This is a genomic window from Holophagales bacterium, from assembly GCA_016719485.1.
Taxonomy (GTDB): domain Bacteria; phylum Acidobacteriota; class Thermoanaerobaculia; order UBA5066; family UBA5066; genus UBA5066.
In genome coordinates this window covers 1-15,490 of record JADJZB010000013.1, presented here as the reverse complement: position 1 = coordinate 15,490, position 15,490 = coordinate 1, and the positions used below count along the sequence as shown (strand labels likewise).

13 protein-coding genes and 2 pseudogenes are annotated in these 15,490 nt (G+C 69.6%); 6 read left to right on the top strand and 9 right to left on the bottom strand.

Going from position 1 to position 15,490, the window contains the following annotated elements:
* Positions 1–102 precede the first annotated feature (102 nt).
* Both IPN03_09850 and IPN03_09845 read left to right on the top strand, forming a co-directional pair.
* Positions 103–357 carry a type II toxin-antitoxin system HicA family toxin gene (locus IPN03_09850; protein ID MBK9374011.1) on the top strand — a complete coding sequence of 85 codons (255 nt, stop codon included), beginning with the start codon at positions 103–105 and terminating at the stop codon, positions 355–357.
* Positions 354–573: pseudogene (locus IPN03_09845) on the top strand (type II toxin-antitoxin system HicB family antitoxin). The gene IPN03_09850 and the pseudogene IPN03_09845 overlap by 4 nt, the downstream one beginning before the upstream one ends.
* Here IPN03_09845 and IPN03_09840 read toward each other — a convergent pair.
* The 7 genes from IPN03_09840 to IPN03_09810 all read right to left on the bottom strand — a co-directional run bounded on the left by IPN03_09840 (position 558) and on the right by IPN03_09810 (position 7,037).
* The gene (locus IPN03_09840; GenBank protein MBK9374010.1) at positions 558–722 is read right to left on the bottom strand and encodes a hypothetical protein; all 165 of its coding nucleotides are present in this window, start codon (positions 720–722) and stop codon (positions 558–560) included. The pseudogene IPN03_09845 and the gene IPN03_09840 sit on opposite strands and share 16 nt — an antisense overlap.
* 485 nt (positions 723–1,207) lie before the next feature.
* Positions 1,208–1,639 carry a hypothetical protein gene (locus IPN03_09835; GenBank protein MBK9374009.1) on the bottom strand — a complete coding sequence of 144 codons (432 nt, stop codon included), beginning with the start codon at positions 1,637–1,639 and terminating at the stop codon, positions 1,208–1,210.
* Positions 1,626–2,246, bottom strand: a complete 621-nt coding sequence (locus tag IPN03_09830) for a MarR family transcriptional regulator (protein MBK9374008.1) — start codon at positions 2,244–2,246, stop codon at positions 1,626–1,628. Before IPN03_09830 ends, IPN03_09835 begins: the two co-directional genes overlap by 14 nt.
* Entirely contained in the window at positions 2,243–2,455 is a 213-nt protein-coding gene (locus IPN03_09825) for an ATP-binding domain-containing protein (GenBank protein MBK9374007.1), read from the bottom strand. Before IPN03_09825 ends, IPN03_09830 begins: the two co-directional genes overlap by 4 nt.
* 432 nt (positions 2,456–2,887) lie before the next feature.
* On the bottom strand, positions 2,888–5,266 hold the full coding sequence (locus tag IPN03_09820; GenBank protein ID MBK9374006.1) for a methionine adenosyltransferase domain-containing protein: 2,379 nt from the start codon (positions 5,264–5,266) through the stop codon (positions 2,888–2,890).
* Positions 5,263–5,640 carry a hypothetical protein gene (locus IPN03_09815; protein MBK9374005.1) on the bottom strand — a complete coding sequence of 126 codons (378 nt, stop codon included), beginning with the start codon at positions 5,638–5,640 and terminating at the stop codon, positions 5,263–5,265. Before IPN03_09815 ends, IPN03_09820 begins: the two co-directional genes overlap by 4 nt.
* On the bottom strand, positions 5,637–7,037 hold the full coding sequence (locus tag IPN03_09810; GenBank protein MBK9374004.1) for an AAA family ATPase: 1,401 nt from the start codon (positions 7,035–7,037) through the stop codon (positions 5,637–5,639). Before IPN03_09810 ends, IPN03_09815 begins: the two co-directional genes overlap by 4 nt.
* 333 nt (positions 7,038–7,370) lie before the next feature.
* On the opposite strand from IPN03_09810, the gene IPN03_09805 reads away from it, so the two are divergent.
* Together IPN03_09805 and IPN03_09800 are read left to right on the top strand one after the other, a co-directional pair.
* The gene (locus IPN03_09805) at positions 7,371–7,937 is read left to right on the top strand and encodes a hypothetical protein (protein MBK9374003.1); all 567 of its coding nucleotides are present in this window, start codon (positions 7,371–7,373) and stop codon (positions 7,935–7,937) included.
* Positions 7,938–8,208: 271 nt separating this feature from the next.
* The gene (locus tag IPN03_09800; GenBank protein ID MBK9374002.1) at positions 8,209–8,661 is read left to right on the top strand and encodes a hypothetical protein; all 453 of its coding nucleotides are present in this window, start codon (positions 8,209–8,211) and stop codon (positions 8,659–8,661) included.
* 23 nt (positions 8,662–8,684) lie between these two features.
* Here the strand turns inward: IPN03_09800 and IPN03_09795 are convergent, their stop codons facing one another.
* Positions 8,685–9,110 carry an ATP-binding domain-containing protein gene (locus IPN03_09795; protein ID MBK9374001.1) on the bottom strand — a complete coding sequence of 142 codons (426 nt, stop codon included), beginning with the start codon at positions 9,108–9,110 and terminating at the stop codon, positions 8,685–8,687.
* A gap of 299 nt (positions 9,111–9,409) precedes the next feature.
* Between IPN03_09795 and IPN03_09790 the strand changes: the two genes are divergently transcribed.
* Entirely contained in the window at positions 9,410–10,480 is a 1,071-nt protein-coding gene (locus IPN03_09790) for a virulence RhuM family protein (protein MBK9374000.1), read from the top strand.
* 59 nt (positions 10,481–10,539) lie between these two features.
* Here the strand turns inward: IPN03_09790 and IPN03_09785 are convergent, their stop codons facing one another.
* Complete coding sequence (locus IPN03_09785) at positions 10,540–12,360, bottom strand: NERD domain-containing protein (protein MBK9373999.1); 1,821 nt, start codon at positions 12,358–12,360, stop codon at positions 10,540–10,542.
* A gap of 283 nt (positions 12,361–12,643) precedes the next feature.
* Between IPN03_09785 and IPN03_09780 the strand changes: the two are divergent.
* Positions 12,644–14,637, top strand: a pseudogene (locus IPN03_09780) (SAM-dependent DNA methyltransferase).
* Positions 14,638–15,490 lie beyond the last annotated feature (853 nt).

Genomic DNA, 15,490 nt, shown 5'->3' with positions numbered 1-15,490 from the left:
GCAGGACGATCCTGTGGTGGAGGCCTTCGTCGCCGAGACTCGAGTGGCCGTCTGAATGGCGAAGTTCCCCGCCGACGCGTCTCAGGAAAGGGTCCTCGACCGGTGAACCCGCGAAAGCTCCTCCTGAAGGCGCTCCAGTCTCCACACAACCTCCGATTCGCGGAAGTCTGCAGCCTGGCGGAGGCCTTCGGGTTCCGGCTCTCCCGGACCGGCGGAAGCCACCACATCTACGTCCACCCGGCGATTCCGGAGCTGCTGAAGCTCCAGGAGGTCCAGGGACAGGCCAAGGCGGACCAGGTGAGGCAGTTGCTCCGGCTCGTGGAGCGGCATAACCTCGAGATCGGTGACGCGGAATGACCGACTACCACATCAACATCTTCCCGAGTGACGAGGACGCCGGCTACATCGCCGACATCCCCTGACCTCGCGCACTGCTCCGCGTTCGGCGACACCCCGGAGTCCGCCCTTGCCGAGGTCCTCAAGGCCAAGGCTCTCTGGCTCGAGGCGGCGAGGGCCGAGGGGAAGCCGGTTCCCCCGCCCCTGTTCCGGCCGGCGATCTACAAGGTCGCGTAGGCCCGCCCCGGCACCACCACCCCCTCCTTCACGAACACGTGCAGCCGCAGCCGCGCGCGCGACGCCGCCACGTAGAGGTTGCGCGGCTCGAGCGACCAGCGGCTCCCGTCCACGTCGAGGAGGAGCACCACGTCGGCCTCCAGACCCATACCGGTGGCTCGTCCGGATTCGCAGCGCGCCGGGCACGCCGGCCGTCCCGTCGTCGCCGATCGGCACCACCGGGAAGCCCGCCAGCTCGGCCACCCCGCCAGGCACGAGTTCGCGATGCCACATCCCGACGATCGCCACCCTCTCGAGCCCGATCTCCTCCTTCAGGAGGAGCTGCGCGATCAGCGCCCCGGCCTTCGAGCTCGTCGGCCGCGTTGCGCCAGCGGTGGACCTTCGGCTCCTCGCCCCGCACCGTCCACGGCGACCCGCGACTCGGAAGCCCTCGACTTCCGAGTTGCTTCCGAGTCGTTCGCCCCGTGCGAACCCTCTCGCGGCGCGACCTCGAGACCCTGCGGCTCGTGGTGACCCACCAGCGGCACAGCGTGCCTACGTTCGGCGGCCTGCTCCTCTTCTGGCCGGGCTCGCCTGACCCGTTCCCGGACGCCTTGGATCCAGGCGGGCCGCTTCATGGCGCCCGCGGCGGGGTTCAGCCGGTAGGGGGTAGGGGCCCGAGCGCCCGCAGGGCGTCCCGCACCTTCTTCGCGGCCCCGACGACATCGGTCACGAGCCGCTCGTCCATCCCGTACCAGCCTTCGTACTCGGAGAGGTTTCGCTTCTCGTGCGCCGTCGCGAGGACGCGCCAGACTGCGTTCTGGATTCCCAGAGTCACGGGAAGCGTCTGGAACACCAACGCTCGGATCTCCGAACGATAGCCCGCTCGTCGGAGCGCGGCGAGGGCGAGGGCGTGCGACGCGCCGTAGGCGAGGTCGAATCGGCTTTCGAGGGAGTTGCTCTCGTTCTCGGCATCGGCGAGTCGCGAGTCCGCTGACCGAAGAAGACTCTCGTACTCCCGGAGAAGGGGCGGCTCCTTCTTCAGCTTCCCGATCCTCGCGAGGTTCGGGAGCTCAGCGGAGGTCATCGTCGCCTCCGATCACGAAGATACGGGGCTGGCTGGCGATGCGTGAGGCGAAGGAGTCGGGCTCGGCGCGGCGAATCCGCCAGTCGGCGGGCGTCAGGACCGTCGGGTTGACCGAGCGGGCGAGGACGGCCTCGGCAGCCTGGAGCGCGTCGAAGAGGTCGGAGTAGGCGAGCGTCTCCGAGAGAACGAGGAGATCGACGTCGCTCGAGGCCGTCTCGGTCTTCTTCGCGATGGAGCCGAAGACGAAGGCGGCGCGGATGCGCGGCTCGAAGGGCGCGAGCGCCCTACGAATCGGCTCGACGAGCCCGACGGTCTTGACGACGAGCCCGTGCAGCTCGGCGAAGACCGGACTGTCCTCTCGGGCCTGGTAGTGCTTCTGGTTCCCCGTTCGCGTCACGGTCACGAGGCCCGCATCGGCGAGGCGGGCGAGCTGCCGGTGGACGGCGCCCGTTCCGCTGTCCACGAGGCGGATCAGCTCACCGCTCTGGAAGCGGCGCTCCGGCTGGCCGAACAGGAGGCCGAGCACGCGCTGCTGGACCGGAGTGAAGAGCGCATCCGCGAGGCCCTTCCGGGGTGTCAAAATCCTTCCCATATCGGGAAGAATCATACCCGAATCGGGAACGATTCCCCTCCCCCCGGCACCGCCACCCCCTCCTTCACGAACACGTGCAGCCGCAGCCGCGCGCGCGACGCCGCGACGTAGAGGTTGCGCGGCTCGAGCGACCAGCGGCTGCCGTCCACGTCGAGGAGGAGCACCACGTCGGCCTCCAGCCCCTTGAACCGGTGCGGCGTCGCGTAGCGCAGCGCGCCGGGCACGCCGGCCGTCCGTCGTCGCCGATCGGCACCACCGGGAAGCCCGCCAGCTCGGCCACCCCGCCAGGCACGAGTTCGCGAGGCGCCGCATCCCGACAATCGCCACCCTCTCGAGCCCGATCTCCTCCTTCAGGAGGAGCTGCGCGATCAGCGCCGCCGCCTTCTCGCGTTCGTCGGCCGCGCTCCGCCAGCGGTGGACCTTCGGTTCCTCCCCCCGCACCGTCCACGGCGACACGCGCGGGTGCGACCCCGTAAGCTCGCCGAGGTACTCCGCGATGGCCGACGTGTTCCGGCAGTTCGTCTCTCTTCTTCCTGCGCCTCGTCCACCACCGGCGCGTCGAACCGCTCTCCCAGCTTCTGCGCGGCCTCGAGGAGGAGGACGCCCGACGTCTCGTTCCACGCCACGCACGCCGCCCGGGAGAGCCTTCGTTCGGATCAGCGCGCCAGAATCGAGGATCTGATCCGCTCCTCGCTTTCTTCCACCCAACGCGGCTCCTCGTCCCCCGGGCGGAAGACGACCCACACCGTCGCCTCGGCGGCGCCCTCCCGGACGCGCTTCACGGCCCAGTCCCGCGCTATCCGCTGCGCCCGCACGTCGGGCTTGAGCGGGTCCTTTCCGTGCACCGTCCCGCCGCCGATCGGCACCGCCGTGCCGTACGCCTCGGCAACGAGTTTCTTCCCCGAGAGGCCGTTGTCGCCCAGCGGCCCGCCCACCGCGAAGGAACCCGCGCCGTTGAAGAGCCAGTCGACGGATTCGGCCGGCGCCTCCAGCTCGCCCGCCGCGACGTACTCGGCCGCTACCGCGAGGCACGCCTCCTTCGCGAGCGCGCAGAGCGCCAGCCAGTCGGCGTGGACGAAGTGGTGGAGCGAGAGCGACACCGCCTCGAGCCGCCGGCCACGCACGGCGACGAAGACCTTACCGTCCGGCCCGATCCACCTCTTCCGTCTCTCCTCGCGCAGCCCCTCGATCGCCTTCACGAAGTCGCGCGCGAGCGCCTGCTCGAGGGGGATCAGCCCCGCGCGTTCGCCCCGGCAGGCGTAACCCACGCCGATTACCTGGTCGTCGGCCACGCACCGGAAAGCCCTCTCCTCCGCCTCGAGCGGCCCGAGGCAGAGGTCGAAGCGGACCTCGACGTGATGCGGCGCGGGCTCGAAGAAGTAGTGCCGGTACTTCTCCGGGCCGTCGAACGAGTCGCCGTAGCCGGCGGCGGCATACGCCGCGCGCACGACGCCGGCGACCTCCTCCTCCGTCACGGCGCACTCCGGCCCCGGACCGGCGGCGATCCGCCCGTCGACGAAGACGACCTTCCGGTGGAGCGCGACCTCCACGCCGACCAGCGCCTCCGGGTCGCGGCCCGTCGCGAGCGCGACGATCCCGTCGGCGATGGAATCGGAAAGCCGGTCGGGGTGCCCGGCGCAGACGGCCTCGGCGAAGCGCAGAGGAAACCAGTTGCTCGTCGTCGTCATGCGGACCTCCTGGCTGCAGTCAGCTCGGGGAGCGGAACGATTCGGGAGGCGACGCGCGCGAGGTCGGCCTTCCAGCCTCCCGGCGTCAGGGCGACGCGGACGTCGAGCCGGGACTTTCGGACTCTCTCCGCGAGCCGCGCCTTCGTCTCGCCCACGTAGCCGTCGGTGATCACGAGAATCCTCCGCACCCCCTCGGCGAGGGCGTGCTCGAAGACGCACGCTCCCTCGGTCCCCGCCGGTCGTCGGCACCTTCCCGCGGGCGAGCGCCTCGAGCCGCACGGTGACGACCTCGGTCGAGAAGAGCCGCACGCGCGGGTCGATCCGCTCGCCGAGGCGAACGAGCGCGCCGTAGAGAAACGGCAGGTACGGATCCATGCTCCCGCTCACGTCGAGGTAGACGTGGGCCCGGCCGGAAGCGCGGGCCCGCGGCCACTCGACCTCGCCCGCGTAGAGGAGCGGAGGCGTTCCCGCGAGGCGCGCCACCGTGGCCCGGCGGTCGCGCGGCGACGGAAGCGGGACGAGAGCCGGGACGAGGCCGGCGCGTCTCACGCCGCCCGGGCGAGGCGTGCCCGCCGCCGAGTCGTCCAGCGCGCGGCGCAACGCGGCCAGCACGCGCTCGCCGGGCCTCGCAGGCGGATTCACATGCTCCTCCAGGACGTCGGCGAGGCTCCGGCCCCGCATCGCATCCGGTGGCGGCGGCCACTTCTCGACGATCCGCCGGATCGCCGCCACCACCTCGGCGGGGAGCGGCCCGCTCGTTCCGTAGTCGTCGTCTCCCTCCCTGCAGTGGTCGCCGAGGAGACCCTCCGCCTCGCCGGGGGCGAGCCCTCTTTCCCCGAGCGCGGAGACGAGCCTCTCGAACACCTCGAGGCACGTGACGTCGCCCGGGGCCGAGTAGAGCGTCTCGTGCAGCAGCCGCAGCGCCGGGTCCTCGACCGGGCTGCCGCCCGGCGGCGCCAGGAGCCGCAGCGCGCCGCTCTCCCGGCCGTAATAGCCGAGAAAGAACGACGTGTGCGCGGGCTGGGGAAAGCGCGTGCAGAGGAGCGCGTTGATCACCGCGTCGAAGGCCACGTTGTGGAGCTGCGTCGCCCGCGGGAAGAGGCGCGTGTGCCCGAGCAGCACGTGGTGGAGCTCGTGCATCACGAGCATGAAGAGGTGTTCGTCGCTCGCGCAGTGCTCCGCGACGAAGTCGGGGTTCAGCTTCAGCACCGGGCGGCGCTCGCAGGTGACGGCGGCCGTCGGCACGTCGCGACTCTCCTCGATTCGCAGGAGGCCGAGGAGCGCCGTCACCTCGTAGGCCCCTGCGGGGAGCGCGTTCAGGAGGCGCAGGGCGAGGGTCTCGTTCACGCGCACTCTCCTTCTTCCGGAAAGACGAGGAAGAGCGGGTCCTTCGGGACGAGGGCCGGGTAGACCGGCCGCCACGGCAGGTAGAGGTGCCCCGAGCGCCGCGCCAGGATCGCGAGGGCGAGCGGGTAGTCGAAGCGCGCCTCGGGCTCGCGGTCGCCTCCGGTCAGCGTGAAGACACCGACGAGGTCGGGGATTCCGAGCCCGGCGAACGCGGCCTCCAGCTCTTCGGGCGCGGGCAGGTTCTTCGCGTCGTATCCCTTCCACTGCCGGGGCCACGTCGTGCAGAAGGTCCGCCCCGCGAGCCCGGGCGTGCTCACGAGGATCGTCGAGACGGGCGGGACGGACATGTTGTGGAGGAGGGCGGGCCCGCTCACGCCGCCACCTTCCTTCCGGCCGGCCGCAGGGCTGCTACGGCCCGCTCCCACGCCGCGAGAAGCTCCTCCAGCCGGAACTCGTGCTTCCGGAAGAGAAGGTTCGCCGCCACGGCACTCAGCACGCGCCCCTTCTCGGTCTTCCTGTCGAGCTTTGGCAGCTCGGTCGTCAGGAGCGGGCGCACCCAGCGCGTCCCCGGCCCCGAGGTGACGGAGGCCGCGCAGGGCTTTCCCACCTCCGCCCAGTCGTTGCAGATCGGCTCCAGCGCCGCGGCAGGGAGGTCGCGCCTCTTCGTGAGCCGCGGCATCACGAGGGCCGCGGCGATGAGCCGCTCGGGGAGCGCAAGCGCCGAGTAGGCGTCGGAGAGCACCTCGGCCGCCTCGTGCGGAGGGAGCGTCCCCTCGAGCGCGATGGCGAGCCGCACGAACGGCTCCCTCTCCGTGAGGAGCCTGCGCCGCGCCGAGCCCTCGGCCATCCCGGCCGCGGCCCAGGCCGACCGGTGCGCCGCGAGGAGCTTTTCGAACGGCACCGGCCGCCCCCACGCCGCGTCGGGCACCGAGCTGCGGGCGGCGACGAGGAACGCCGCCTCGGGGTCGTCCCCGTCGCCGAGAGCCTGCGCGGCGGCGCGCACCGCGATCACGTTCCGCACGAGCTGCGCGGCCCGCCGTGTCGAGAGCGGGTGCCCGGCCCGCGAGAGCTGCGCCGCGAGGAGGATCGCGTACTCCGTCGCCGCGCCCGCGTCGCTCTGCCCGGCATCGTCCAGCCCGGCACGCGCCTCCTCCACGAGCCGCACCACCTCCGGCCGCGCCTCCTCCCCGCTCCACCGCGAGGGCCGCAGCACGCGCCGCTGCTCCTCCACCGCAAGCTCCGCGAGCGCGGGCACCGTCACCACGAACGCGAACCGGTCGGCCAGCGCCACGTCGAGCGGCTCGGCGCCCGCGTACCCCGCGTCGTCCCCCTCGAGCGAGGCCGGGGGGTTCATGGCGCCCCAGCGGTAGCGCAGCTTCGGGAGCGGCATTCCCTGCAGCACCCGCTCGTGCACCAGCGGGAAGAGCTTGTTCTGCACCTCGGGCCGGCAGCGCGACACCTCGTCGATGAGCACCGACTCGGCCTCCCACACCGTCGCCGGCGTCTGCAGGTAGACGACGCGCCCCTCCTGCGGCACCGGGAAGCCGACGAGGTCGTCGAACGACAGGAGCGACGCGTTGTAGTGGCGGTGCTCGAGCCCGAGCGCCTCGGCGAGGCGGTTGAGCACCATCGTCTTCGCCGAGCCGTGCGGCCCGATGAGGAGGAGCGGCGCCTCGGAGGCCACGGCGGCGAGGACCACCGGGTCGAGCGCGTCCCACCCGGCGAGGCCGAGCGTGCGAAGGAAGAACGTTCGAGGAGGAGATGCGGTCATGGGAGCCCTTTCGACGAAAAGCGTTCCCGCCTCGATCGCACATGGGTCCCTTGCCTTTCGGCAGGGCCGGCTTTGCCACCGTGTAGGACTACGGTCTGGCGTGCGGGTCGACGAGCCGGTGCTCTCTCCGCATCTCTTCATGCCGGCAGCCCGAAGCGGAGGGCTGCCTAAATTCAAAGAACGGCGCCGAAACGGGGGACCCGGCGCGACGGCCATTATCTCACTTCCCGGTGCGGAAAACCCCATCGTCCGGGTCCCGAGCTCGAGGACACCGTCTGTCCGTGTCCCTGCCTATCTTGCTCTTTGGCTGCGAGCCGGAAGGGAGTCCCGAACGTGAAGGCACACCCGGAAGGAACGAACGCCCCGGCTGCCCCGCCAAAGGCGCCGCCCGTCCTCGACGCGCGGAAGGCCAGGCGCATCCTGGCCGCCCTCGAGGAGGGTGACCTCGACGGCCCGCTCATCGTCGGGGAGGCGGAGATCGCCAGGATCGGGGGCCGGCGGAACTTCTCGCTCCCGCAGGCCCCTCCCGCGGACTGCCTCTGGGAGGTCATGCGCCCCGACGACCTCGACGTCGCCCGTATCCGCGCCTGGTCGGAGCGGCCCGAGATGCTCGTCGGCCGCATCCTCTACTGGGACTCCCGCCGCGGCACGGAACTGAGCCTGGGCGAGATTCGCCGCGGCTTCGACGATTTCTTCTCCGGCATCCACTTTTCCCCGGAGGCCTTCTCCGTCTACATGCTCCGCTGGCTCGAGAACCAGTGGCAGCTCTCGATGGAGATCGGAGTCGATCTCGAGGCCGAGCGTCTGGCCGGCACCCCGCTCGGGACCATCGCGAAGTACTCCTGGATGCTCGAAGGCCTTCCGCCCGACCCGGCCTGGTCGCGCCTCCCGGAGGTCTGAGCGCCCCAGGCTCCCCCCGGCACCACCACCCCCTCCTTTCTCGGGAAGAAACGTCGCGGGTTCGGGCAGAGGCGGGATAATGGCGAGGTGAAGAGCGAAGCTGCGGAACACGAGCGGAAGCCCGTTCGAATGGTCCGGGTGCTCAGGGACGCCTCGGACGACGACGGCTCTTTCGACCTCGATTTCTGGCGCGACGTGGGTGCCGAGGGGCGGCTCGCCGCCGTCTGGCAGATGGTGGGAGAAGCCCGGGCATTCCGGGGGGAGGTGGGCCCTGAACCCCGACTTCAGAGATCTGCTGTCCGCGTTTTCCGCCGCTGAGGTCCGCTTCCTCGTCGTCGGGGCCCACGCGGTCTCGTTCCACGCCGTCCCCAGGTACACGAAGGACATCGACCTCTGGGTCGAGCCGACGCCGGAGAACGCGAAGCGGGCCTGGGAAGCGCTCGCGCGATTCGGGGCCCCGCTCGAAGGAGTCGAGGTGGACGACCTCGCGACGCCGGGAACCGTCATCCAGCTCGGCGTCGAGCCGAACCGCATCGACATCCTGACGCGGGTCGCCGGTCTCGAGTTCCCAGCCGCCTGGGAACGTCGGGTCGGCTCGTCGTACGGCGGCGTCCCGGTCGCGTTTCCGTCCCTGGATGACCTCCTCGATTCCAAGAGGGCCTGCGGGCGCCCGCAGGACCTCCTCGACGCCGAGTGGCTCGAGAAGGCGAAGCAGAGGCGCTAGCCGGGAGGAAGGGCGGGCGCCGCTCACCCTCCCCCCGGCACCACCACCCCCTCCTTCACGAACACGTGCAGCCGCAGCCGCGCGCGCGACGCCGCCACGTAGAGGTTGCGCGGCTCGAGCGACCAACGGCTCCCGTCCACGTCGAGGAGGAGCACCACGTCCGCCTCAAGACCTTTGAATCGGTGAGGCGTCGCGTAGCGCAGCGCGCCGGGCACTCCGGCCGTCCCGTCGTCGCCGATCGGCACCACCGGGAAGCCCGCCAGCTCGGCCACCCCCGCAAGGCACGAGTTCGCGAGACGCCGCATCCCGACGATCGCGACCCTCTCGAGCCCGACCCCGTCCTTCAGCAGGAGCTGCGCGATCAGCGCCCCCGCCTTCTCCCGCTCGTCGGCCGCATTGCGCCAGAGGTGGATCTTCGGCTCCTCTCCCTGCACCGTCCACGGCGACACGCGCGGGTGCGACCCCGTCAGCTCGCCGAGGTACTCCGCGATGGCCGACGTGTTCCACTTACTCCTTCATTTACTCCTCCACTTACTCCTCGGCCTACTCCTCCGTTTACTCCTTCATGCCCCGGTACACCCCGCCGGGCCTGACCGCTGCCTCGAGCGGGTCCCTTCCCCGGCAGCCCGTTGAGCGAATACCAGCTTCCTCGGCGGTCGAAATCAGGAAGCGACCTGCGGCAAACTACCTGCGGCCCGGTGGCCGACTCAGAGGAGAACGTGCGAAGTCTCCGTTCGAAGGGAAGCCGATGCTGAACGACGAGCCGATCCAGTCCGGAGAGATCCTCGTCTACCAGACCGAGGACGGCCGTACACGCGTCGAGTGCCGCTTCGCCGAGGACACGATCTGGATGAGCCAGGGGTTGATCGCCGACCTCTTCCAGACGACACCCCAAAACATAACCCTCCATCTGAAGAGCATTTACGCGGACGGGGAGCTCGCCCCCTCGCGAACTTGTAAGGATTACTTACAAGTTCGACCGGAGGGCACGAGGCAGGTCCAGCGCGTCGTGAAGTACTACAGCCTCGACGCCATCCTCGCCGTCGGCTACCGCGTGCGCTCGCCCCGGGGCGTGCAGTTCCGGCGCTGGGCGACAGAGAGGCTCCGCGAGTACCTCGTGAAGGGCTTCACGATGGACGACGAGCGGCTCAGGAACCCACCGGTCGACGGCTCCGGGATTCCGGACTACTTCGACGAACTCCTGGCGCGCATCCGCGACATTCGGGCCAGCGAGCGCCGGATGTACCTGCGCGTTCGAGAGATCTTCGCCCTTGCCGCCGACTACGACGCCACACGGAAGGACACGGTCGCGTTCTTCAAGATCATCCAGAACAAGCTCCACTTCGCAGCGACGGGGAAGACCGCTTCCGAGCTGATCGCCGGGCGGGCCGACCACACGAGCCCGAACATGGGTCTCCTGACGTGGAAGGGCGGGAGTGTCCGGAAGGCGGACGTCACGGTGGCGAAGAACTACCTCCGCGAAGAGGAGATCTCCGAGCTGAACCGGATCGTCACGATGTGGCTCGACTTCGCGGAAGACCAGGCGCGACGCCGGAAACAGGTCTTCCTGAGAGACTGGGAGTCCCGGCTCGACGAGTTCCTTCGGTTCAATGACCGGTCCGTCCTGACGAACGCCGGATCGGTCAGCACTGCCGACGCCCACGCACACGCGGAGGACGAGTACGCCCTGTTCGCCGTGCGCAGGCGTGCCCTCCTCGAGGCGGAGGGCCAAAGAGCCGCCATCGAGTCGCTCGAGGACGCCGCGAAGGCTCTCCCCGCCCCGAGGCGGTCAAAGGGACGGCCCGCAAAGAAGGCGTAAAGGCCCGCTTGTGTCAACCCTATCGGGGCACCGCGCCCGATTCTTGCCGCCGGGTCCCTTCAGGCCCCTCCCCCCGGCACCACCACCCCCTCCTTCACGAACACGTGCAGCCGCAGCCGCGCGCGCGACGCCGCGACGTAGAGGTTGCGCGGCTCGAGCGACCAGCGGCTCCCGTCCACGTCGAGGAGGAGCACCACGTCGGCCTCCAGCCCCTTGAACCTGTGGGGCGTCGCGTAGCGCAGCGCGCCGGGCACGCCGGCCGTCCCGTCGTCGCCGATCGGCACCACCGGGAAGCCCGCCAGCTCGGCCACCCCCGCCAGGCACGAGTTCGCGAGGCGCCGCATCCCGACGATCGCCACCCTCTCGAGCCCGACCCCGTCCTTCAGGAGGAGCTGCGCGATCAGCGCCCCCGCCTTCTCCCGCTCGTCGGCCGCGTTGCGCCAGCGGTGGACCTTCGGCTCCTCCCCCCGCACCGTCCACGGCGACACGCGCGGGTGCGACCCCGTCAGCTCGCCGAGGTACTCCGCGATGGCCGACGTGTTCCGGCAGTTCGTCCGGAGCGGGAAGACGGGGAGCCCTTCGGGGAACCGCGACTCGCGCTGCCAGAGATCCTGGTCGGGGTCGGCGACGAGCGTCACCGGCGCCCGGTCGCCCTCCTTCAGCAGCGCCTCGAGGACGGCCCACCACTCGGTCAGGAAGTCCTGCGCCTCGTCCACCACCAGCGCGTCGAACCGCTCTCCCAGCTTCTGCGCGGCCTCGAGGAGGAGGACGCCCGACGTCTCGTTCCAGAAGGCCTGCGTCGCCGCCACGTCGTCCTCCGGCGGCTCGTTCCACGCCACCCCGGCCCGCCCGCACAGCTCACGGCCCAGCTCGTGGTACGAGCCCGCCCACCCCCCGCAGCGCGTCCCGACGCCAGATTCCCGCAGGTAGCGCGAGCGGCCGTAACAGAGACAGACTCTCCCCCCCCGCCACCCCCTTCCCGCCCGCCGCGCACCACGGCCGCGGTTCAGGTGAAGGAAGTCGAGGCAGATGTCCTGCTCCTCGTGGAGCAGCGCCAGCGCCTTCTCCTCCCACCCGAGCGCCGACCCGAGCGCCAGCCCCAGCGAGAAGTGCGGCGCCAGGACGTGCTGCCCCAGCCTCTTGACCCACTTCTTCGTCAGAGGTGCCGCCGCGCGCCGCACGCCCCAGAGCCGGAAGATCTCCATCAGCCGCCCCGCCGCGTCCCGCGCGAGGTCCCCCGCGTCGATCACCAGCTCGCGCGGCGCGCTCACCCCGTCGCCCCCGCTCGTGAAGTCGCAGTCGGGGAAGACGACCGCGTGCCCGTGGACGAACTCCGGCATCGCCTGCCCCTCGAAGCTCAGCGCCGCGGCCTTCGCGGCGATCGCCTTGACGCTCCGCTGCGCCTGGAGGAACGGGTCCTTGATCGAGTGCACCCTCCCGTCGCGCGCCGTCGACGTCCACGCCCCCGTCCGCCCGTCGAACGCGATCCGGCCCCCCTTCACCTCCAGCACCAGCATCCCCAGGTCGGGGTGCAGCACCAGGAAGTCCGCCTCGCCCTCGCAGACTCCCTCGCGCGAGCCGTCGGGGCCGTCGAACGAGTACCAGCTCTTGCGGTGGTAGATGCGGAAGTCGTCGCGGAGGGACTGGAACGCGAGGAGGACCTTCGCCTCGCCGGCCGCGGAGGCGGCGGGGGTGGGGGGGGGGGGGGGGGGGGGGGGGGGGGGGCGTGGCGGGGCGCGCCCGGCGGCGGGGGGGCCCGCCCGGCCGCCGCCCCCCCCCGCCCGCCCGCCGGCCGCCCCCCCCCCGCGGGGGGGCCGGTTTGGGGGGGGGGGGGGCGGCCCGGGTTTCTTTTCCCCCCCGAGCCGTGGCTCGCACTCCACCGGAACAGGTCCACCGGGCGAGAGACTGGGCAGTGATGTCGCGACCGAGATCTGAAGGCCGCCCTGCGCGGCCGCCAGGGATGCGAAGCATGGCCGCGCGGGAGCATGCGAGCGGCTTCCGAAGCCTTAGACTTCCGTCATGTCCTCGACGGTGATGCTCGGGCGATCGGCTGGTCCGGCACCTCTAGGTGCCCTCTGGTTGGGGGCCCTTGACTAGATGTCGCGCGTTGCGGAGGCCCGTACGTTCATGCATTCCCATGCCGAAACGACAAAGAGATGACTCATGCCTGACCACAACTACTTTTCGAATCTCATCTGGCAGATCGCCGATCTCCTGAGGGGCCCGTATCGCCCCCCGCAGTACGAGAGAGTCATGCTGCCCATGACCGTGCTTCGCCGATTCGACTGCGTCCTGGCGCCGGCCAAAGCGAAGGTGCACGCCGAGTACGAAAGGCGCAAGGGTGGCAAGCTCGAGGGCGACGCACTCGATAGAAGGCTCAACGAGGCCGCCGGCCAGCGGTTCCACAATCACTCTCCCCTCGACTTCCGAGAAGCTCAAGGGCGACCCCGATAACATCGAGAAGCACCTCGTCAGCTACATCAAGGGCTTCTCGAAGAACGTGCGGGACATCTTCGACTTCTTCGAGTTCGATAGCGAGATCGAGCGGATGCGCGAGGCGAACCTCCTCTATCTCGTCGTCTCCAAGTTCTGCGACGTGGACCTACACCCGAACACGGTACCGAACGAGCAGATGGGGCTCATCTTCGAGAATCTTATCCGGCGCTTCAACGAGCTGGCGAACGAGACCGCGGGTGACCACTTCACCCCCCGCGAGGTCATCCGGCTGATGGTGAACATCCTGTTCATCCACGACGACAAGCTGCTCGCCACGCCAGGCACCGTGCGCAAGCTGCTCGACCCGGCCTGCGGCACCGGCGGCATGCTGGCCGAGGCGCAGAACTACCTGCGCGAGCAGCACGGCGCGGCCAAGCTCTATGTCTACGGGCAGGATTACAACAAGCGCGCCTTCGCCACGGCGGCCTCCGACATGCTGATGAAGCAGGTGGACCACAACGGCGCCGGCAACAACGTCCGCTACGGCGACAGCTTCACCGAGGATCAGTTCGCGGCCGAGACCTTCGACTACTTCCTCACCAACCCGCCCTTCGGCGTGGACTGGAAGAAGCAGCAGAAGGAGATCCAGCAGGAGCACGACAAGCGCGGCTTCGACGGCCGCTTCGGCGCCGGGCTGCCGCGCGTGAACGACGGCTCGCTGCTCTTCCTGCAGCACATGGTTGCCAAGTTCGAGCCAGTGCGTCCGGCGGAGCACAAACATCGGCTCGCGCCTTGCCATCGTCCTCAATGGCTCGCCGCTCTTCACCGGCGGCGCGGGCTCGGGCGAGAGCGACATCCGCAAGTGGATCATCGAGAACGACTGGCTCGAAGCCATCATCGCCCTGCCGGAGCAGATGTTCTACAACACCGGCATCGGCACCTACGTCTGGATCGTCACCAACCGCAAGGAGAAGCGGCGCAAGGGCAAGATCCAGCTCCTCGATGCGCGCGAGGTGTGGACGGCGGGTGGCAGCGAGGACAACAAGAGGAGCCTCGGCGACAAGCGCCGCCACATTACCGCAACAGCCAGATCGTCGAGATCGTCAAGCTCTACGGCCGTCAAGCCGACGGCGAGACCTCCAAGACATTCGACAACGCCGACTTCGGCTACACCCGCGTGACCGTCGAGCGGCCCCTGCGCCTGTGCTACCAGATGACCCTGGAAGACAAGGCCCGCTTTCTCGACGCCTGCCCGCACCTGCTCGACGACGCGCAGGCCATCGACAAGGTGCTGGGCCGCGAGCCTCAGCGCGACTGGAATGAGGTGTGGAGCCGCATCGCGGATCTGCTGCACGCGCGCAGGTCGCGCTGGAAGGCGAGCGAGCAGAAGCTCTTCCGCAGCGTCTTCACGCAGAAGGACCCCGAAGCCGAGCCAGTCGCCAAGGGCGGGGCGCGACGACGGCTATGAGCCGGACGCTGACCTGCGCGATTTCGAGAACGTGCCACTCAGGGACGACGTCGACGCCTACTTCGAGCGCGAGGTTCGCCCGCACGTGCCCGACGCCTGGATGGACCGGGGCAAGGACAAGGTCGGCTACGAGATCAACTTCAACCGCCACTTCTACAAGTACACGCCGCCGCGCCCGCTCGAGACGATTGACGCGGAATTGAAGCAGGCGGAGGAAGAGATCATGCGGCTGCTGCGGGAGGTGACGGAGTGACGTCCGCCGCCCGGAAGCAGCGTTGCCGGCCACGTATTCGCCGTTACCAGCGGCGCGACTCCGGACAATGGCAATCCTGAGTTTTGGGAATGGCGATATCCGCTGGGTGACACCGAAAGACATCAGCTCGCTCGACGGCTACCGCCTCGGGATACCCGCCGCAAGATCACACCTCGTGGGCTGGATACGCATCATGCGGCATGACCACGGCGCCGTCCTGACTCCTGATGCGATCAGGCATCCTGCGTCGGACAGGATTCCGGATCCTCAAGAGGAGGCCTGTTCAAACCAAGGCTGCTGCCTGAACCCTCATCCCAGGGTCAAGGCGGACACCCGGTTCTTCTACTACTGGCTCTCAGCGCAGAACGGATACCCCAGGTCTAGGTCGGCTCCACCTTCATGGAGCTAAGCACGACGACCTGAAGTCTTTGAAACCGATCCCGCACCCGTCCTCTGCGTCAACAGCGCCATCGCTGACTAACCTCGACCGCGAGACGGCACGGCTGGATGCGCTGGTGGCAGCGAAGGAGCGCGTGCTCGGCCTGTTGGCTGAGAAGCGCCGGGCGCTGATCACCCGCGCCGTCACGCGGGGCCTAAATTCCCGCGCCCCCTCCGCGACTCCGGCATCCCCTGGTCGGCGCGAACTTCCGGCGCATTGGAAGCTCAAGCGATTGAAACACGTCGGCCATTCAATCATCGGCTTGACATTTCGATCCGGCGGACACGGTCACCGATGGCAGCGGTGTTCTTGTGCTGCGTGCCTCTAACGTTAGAGATCAACAGATCGTGCTCGAAGATAAGCTGTTAGTGTCTATGGACATTCCCGAGGCGCTCAGAACGCGAGTCGGTGACA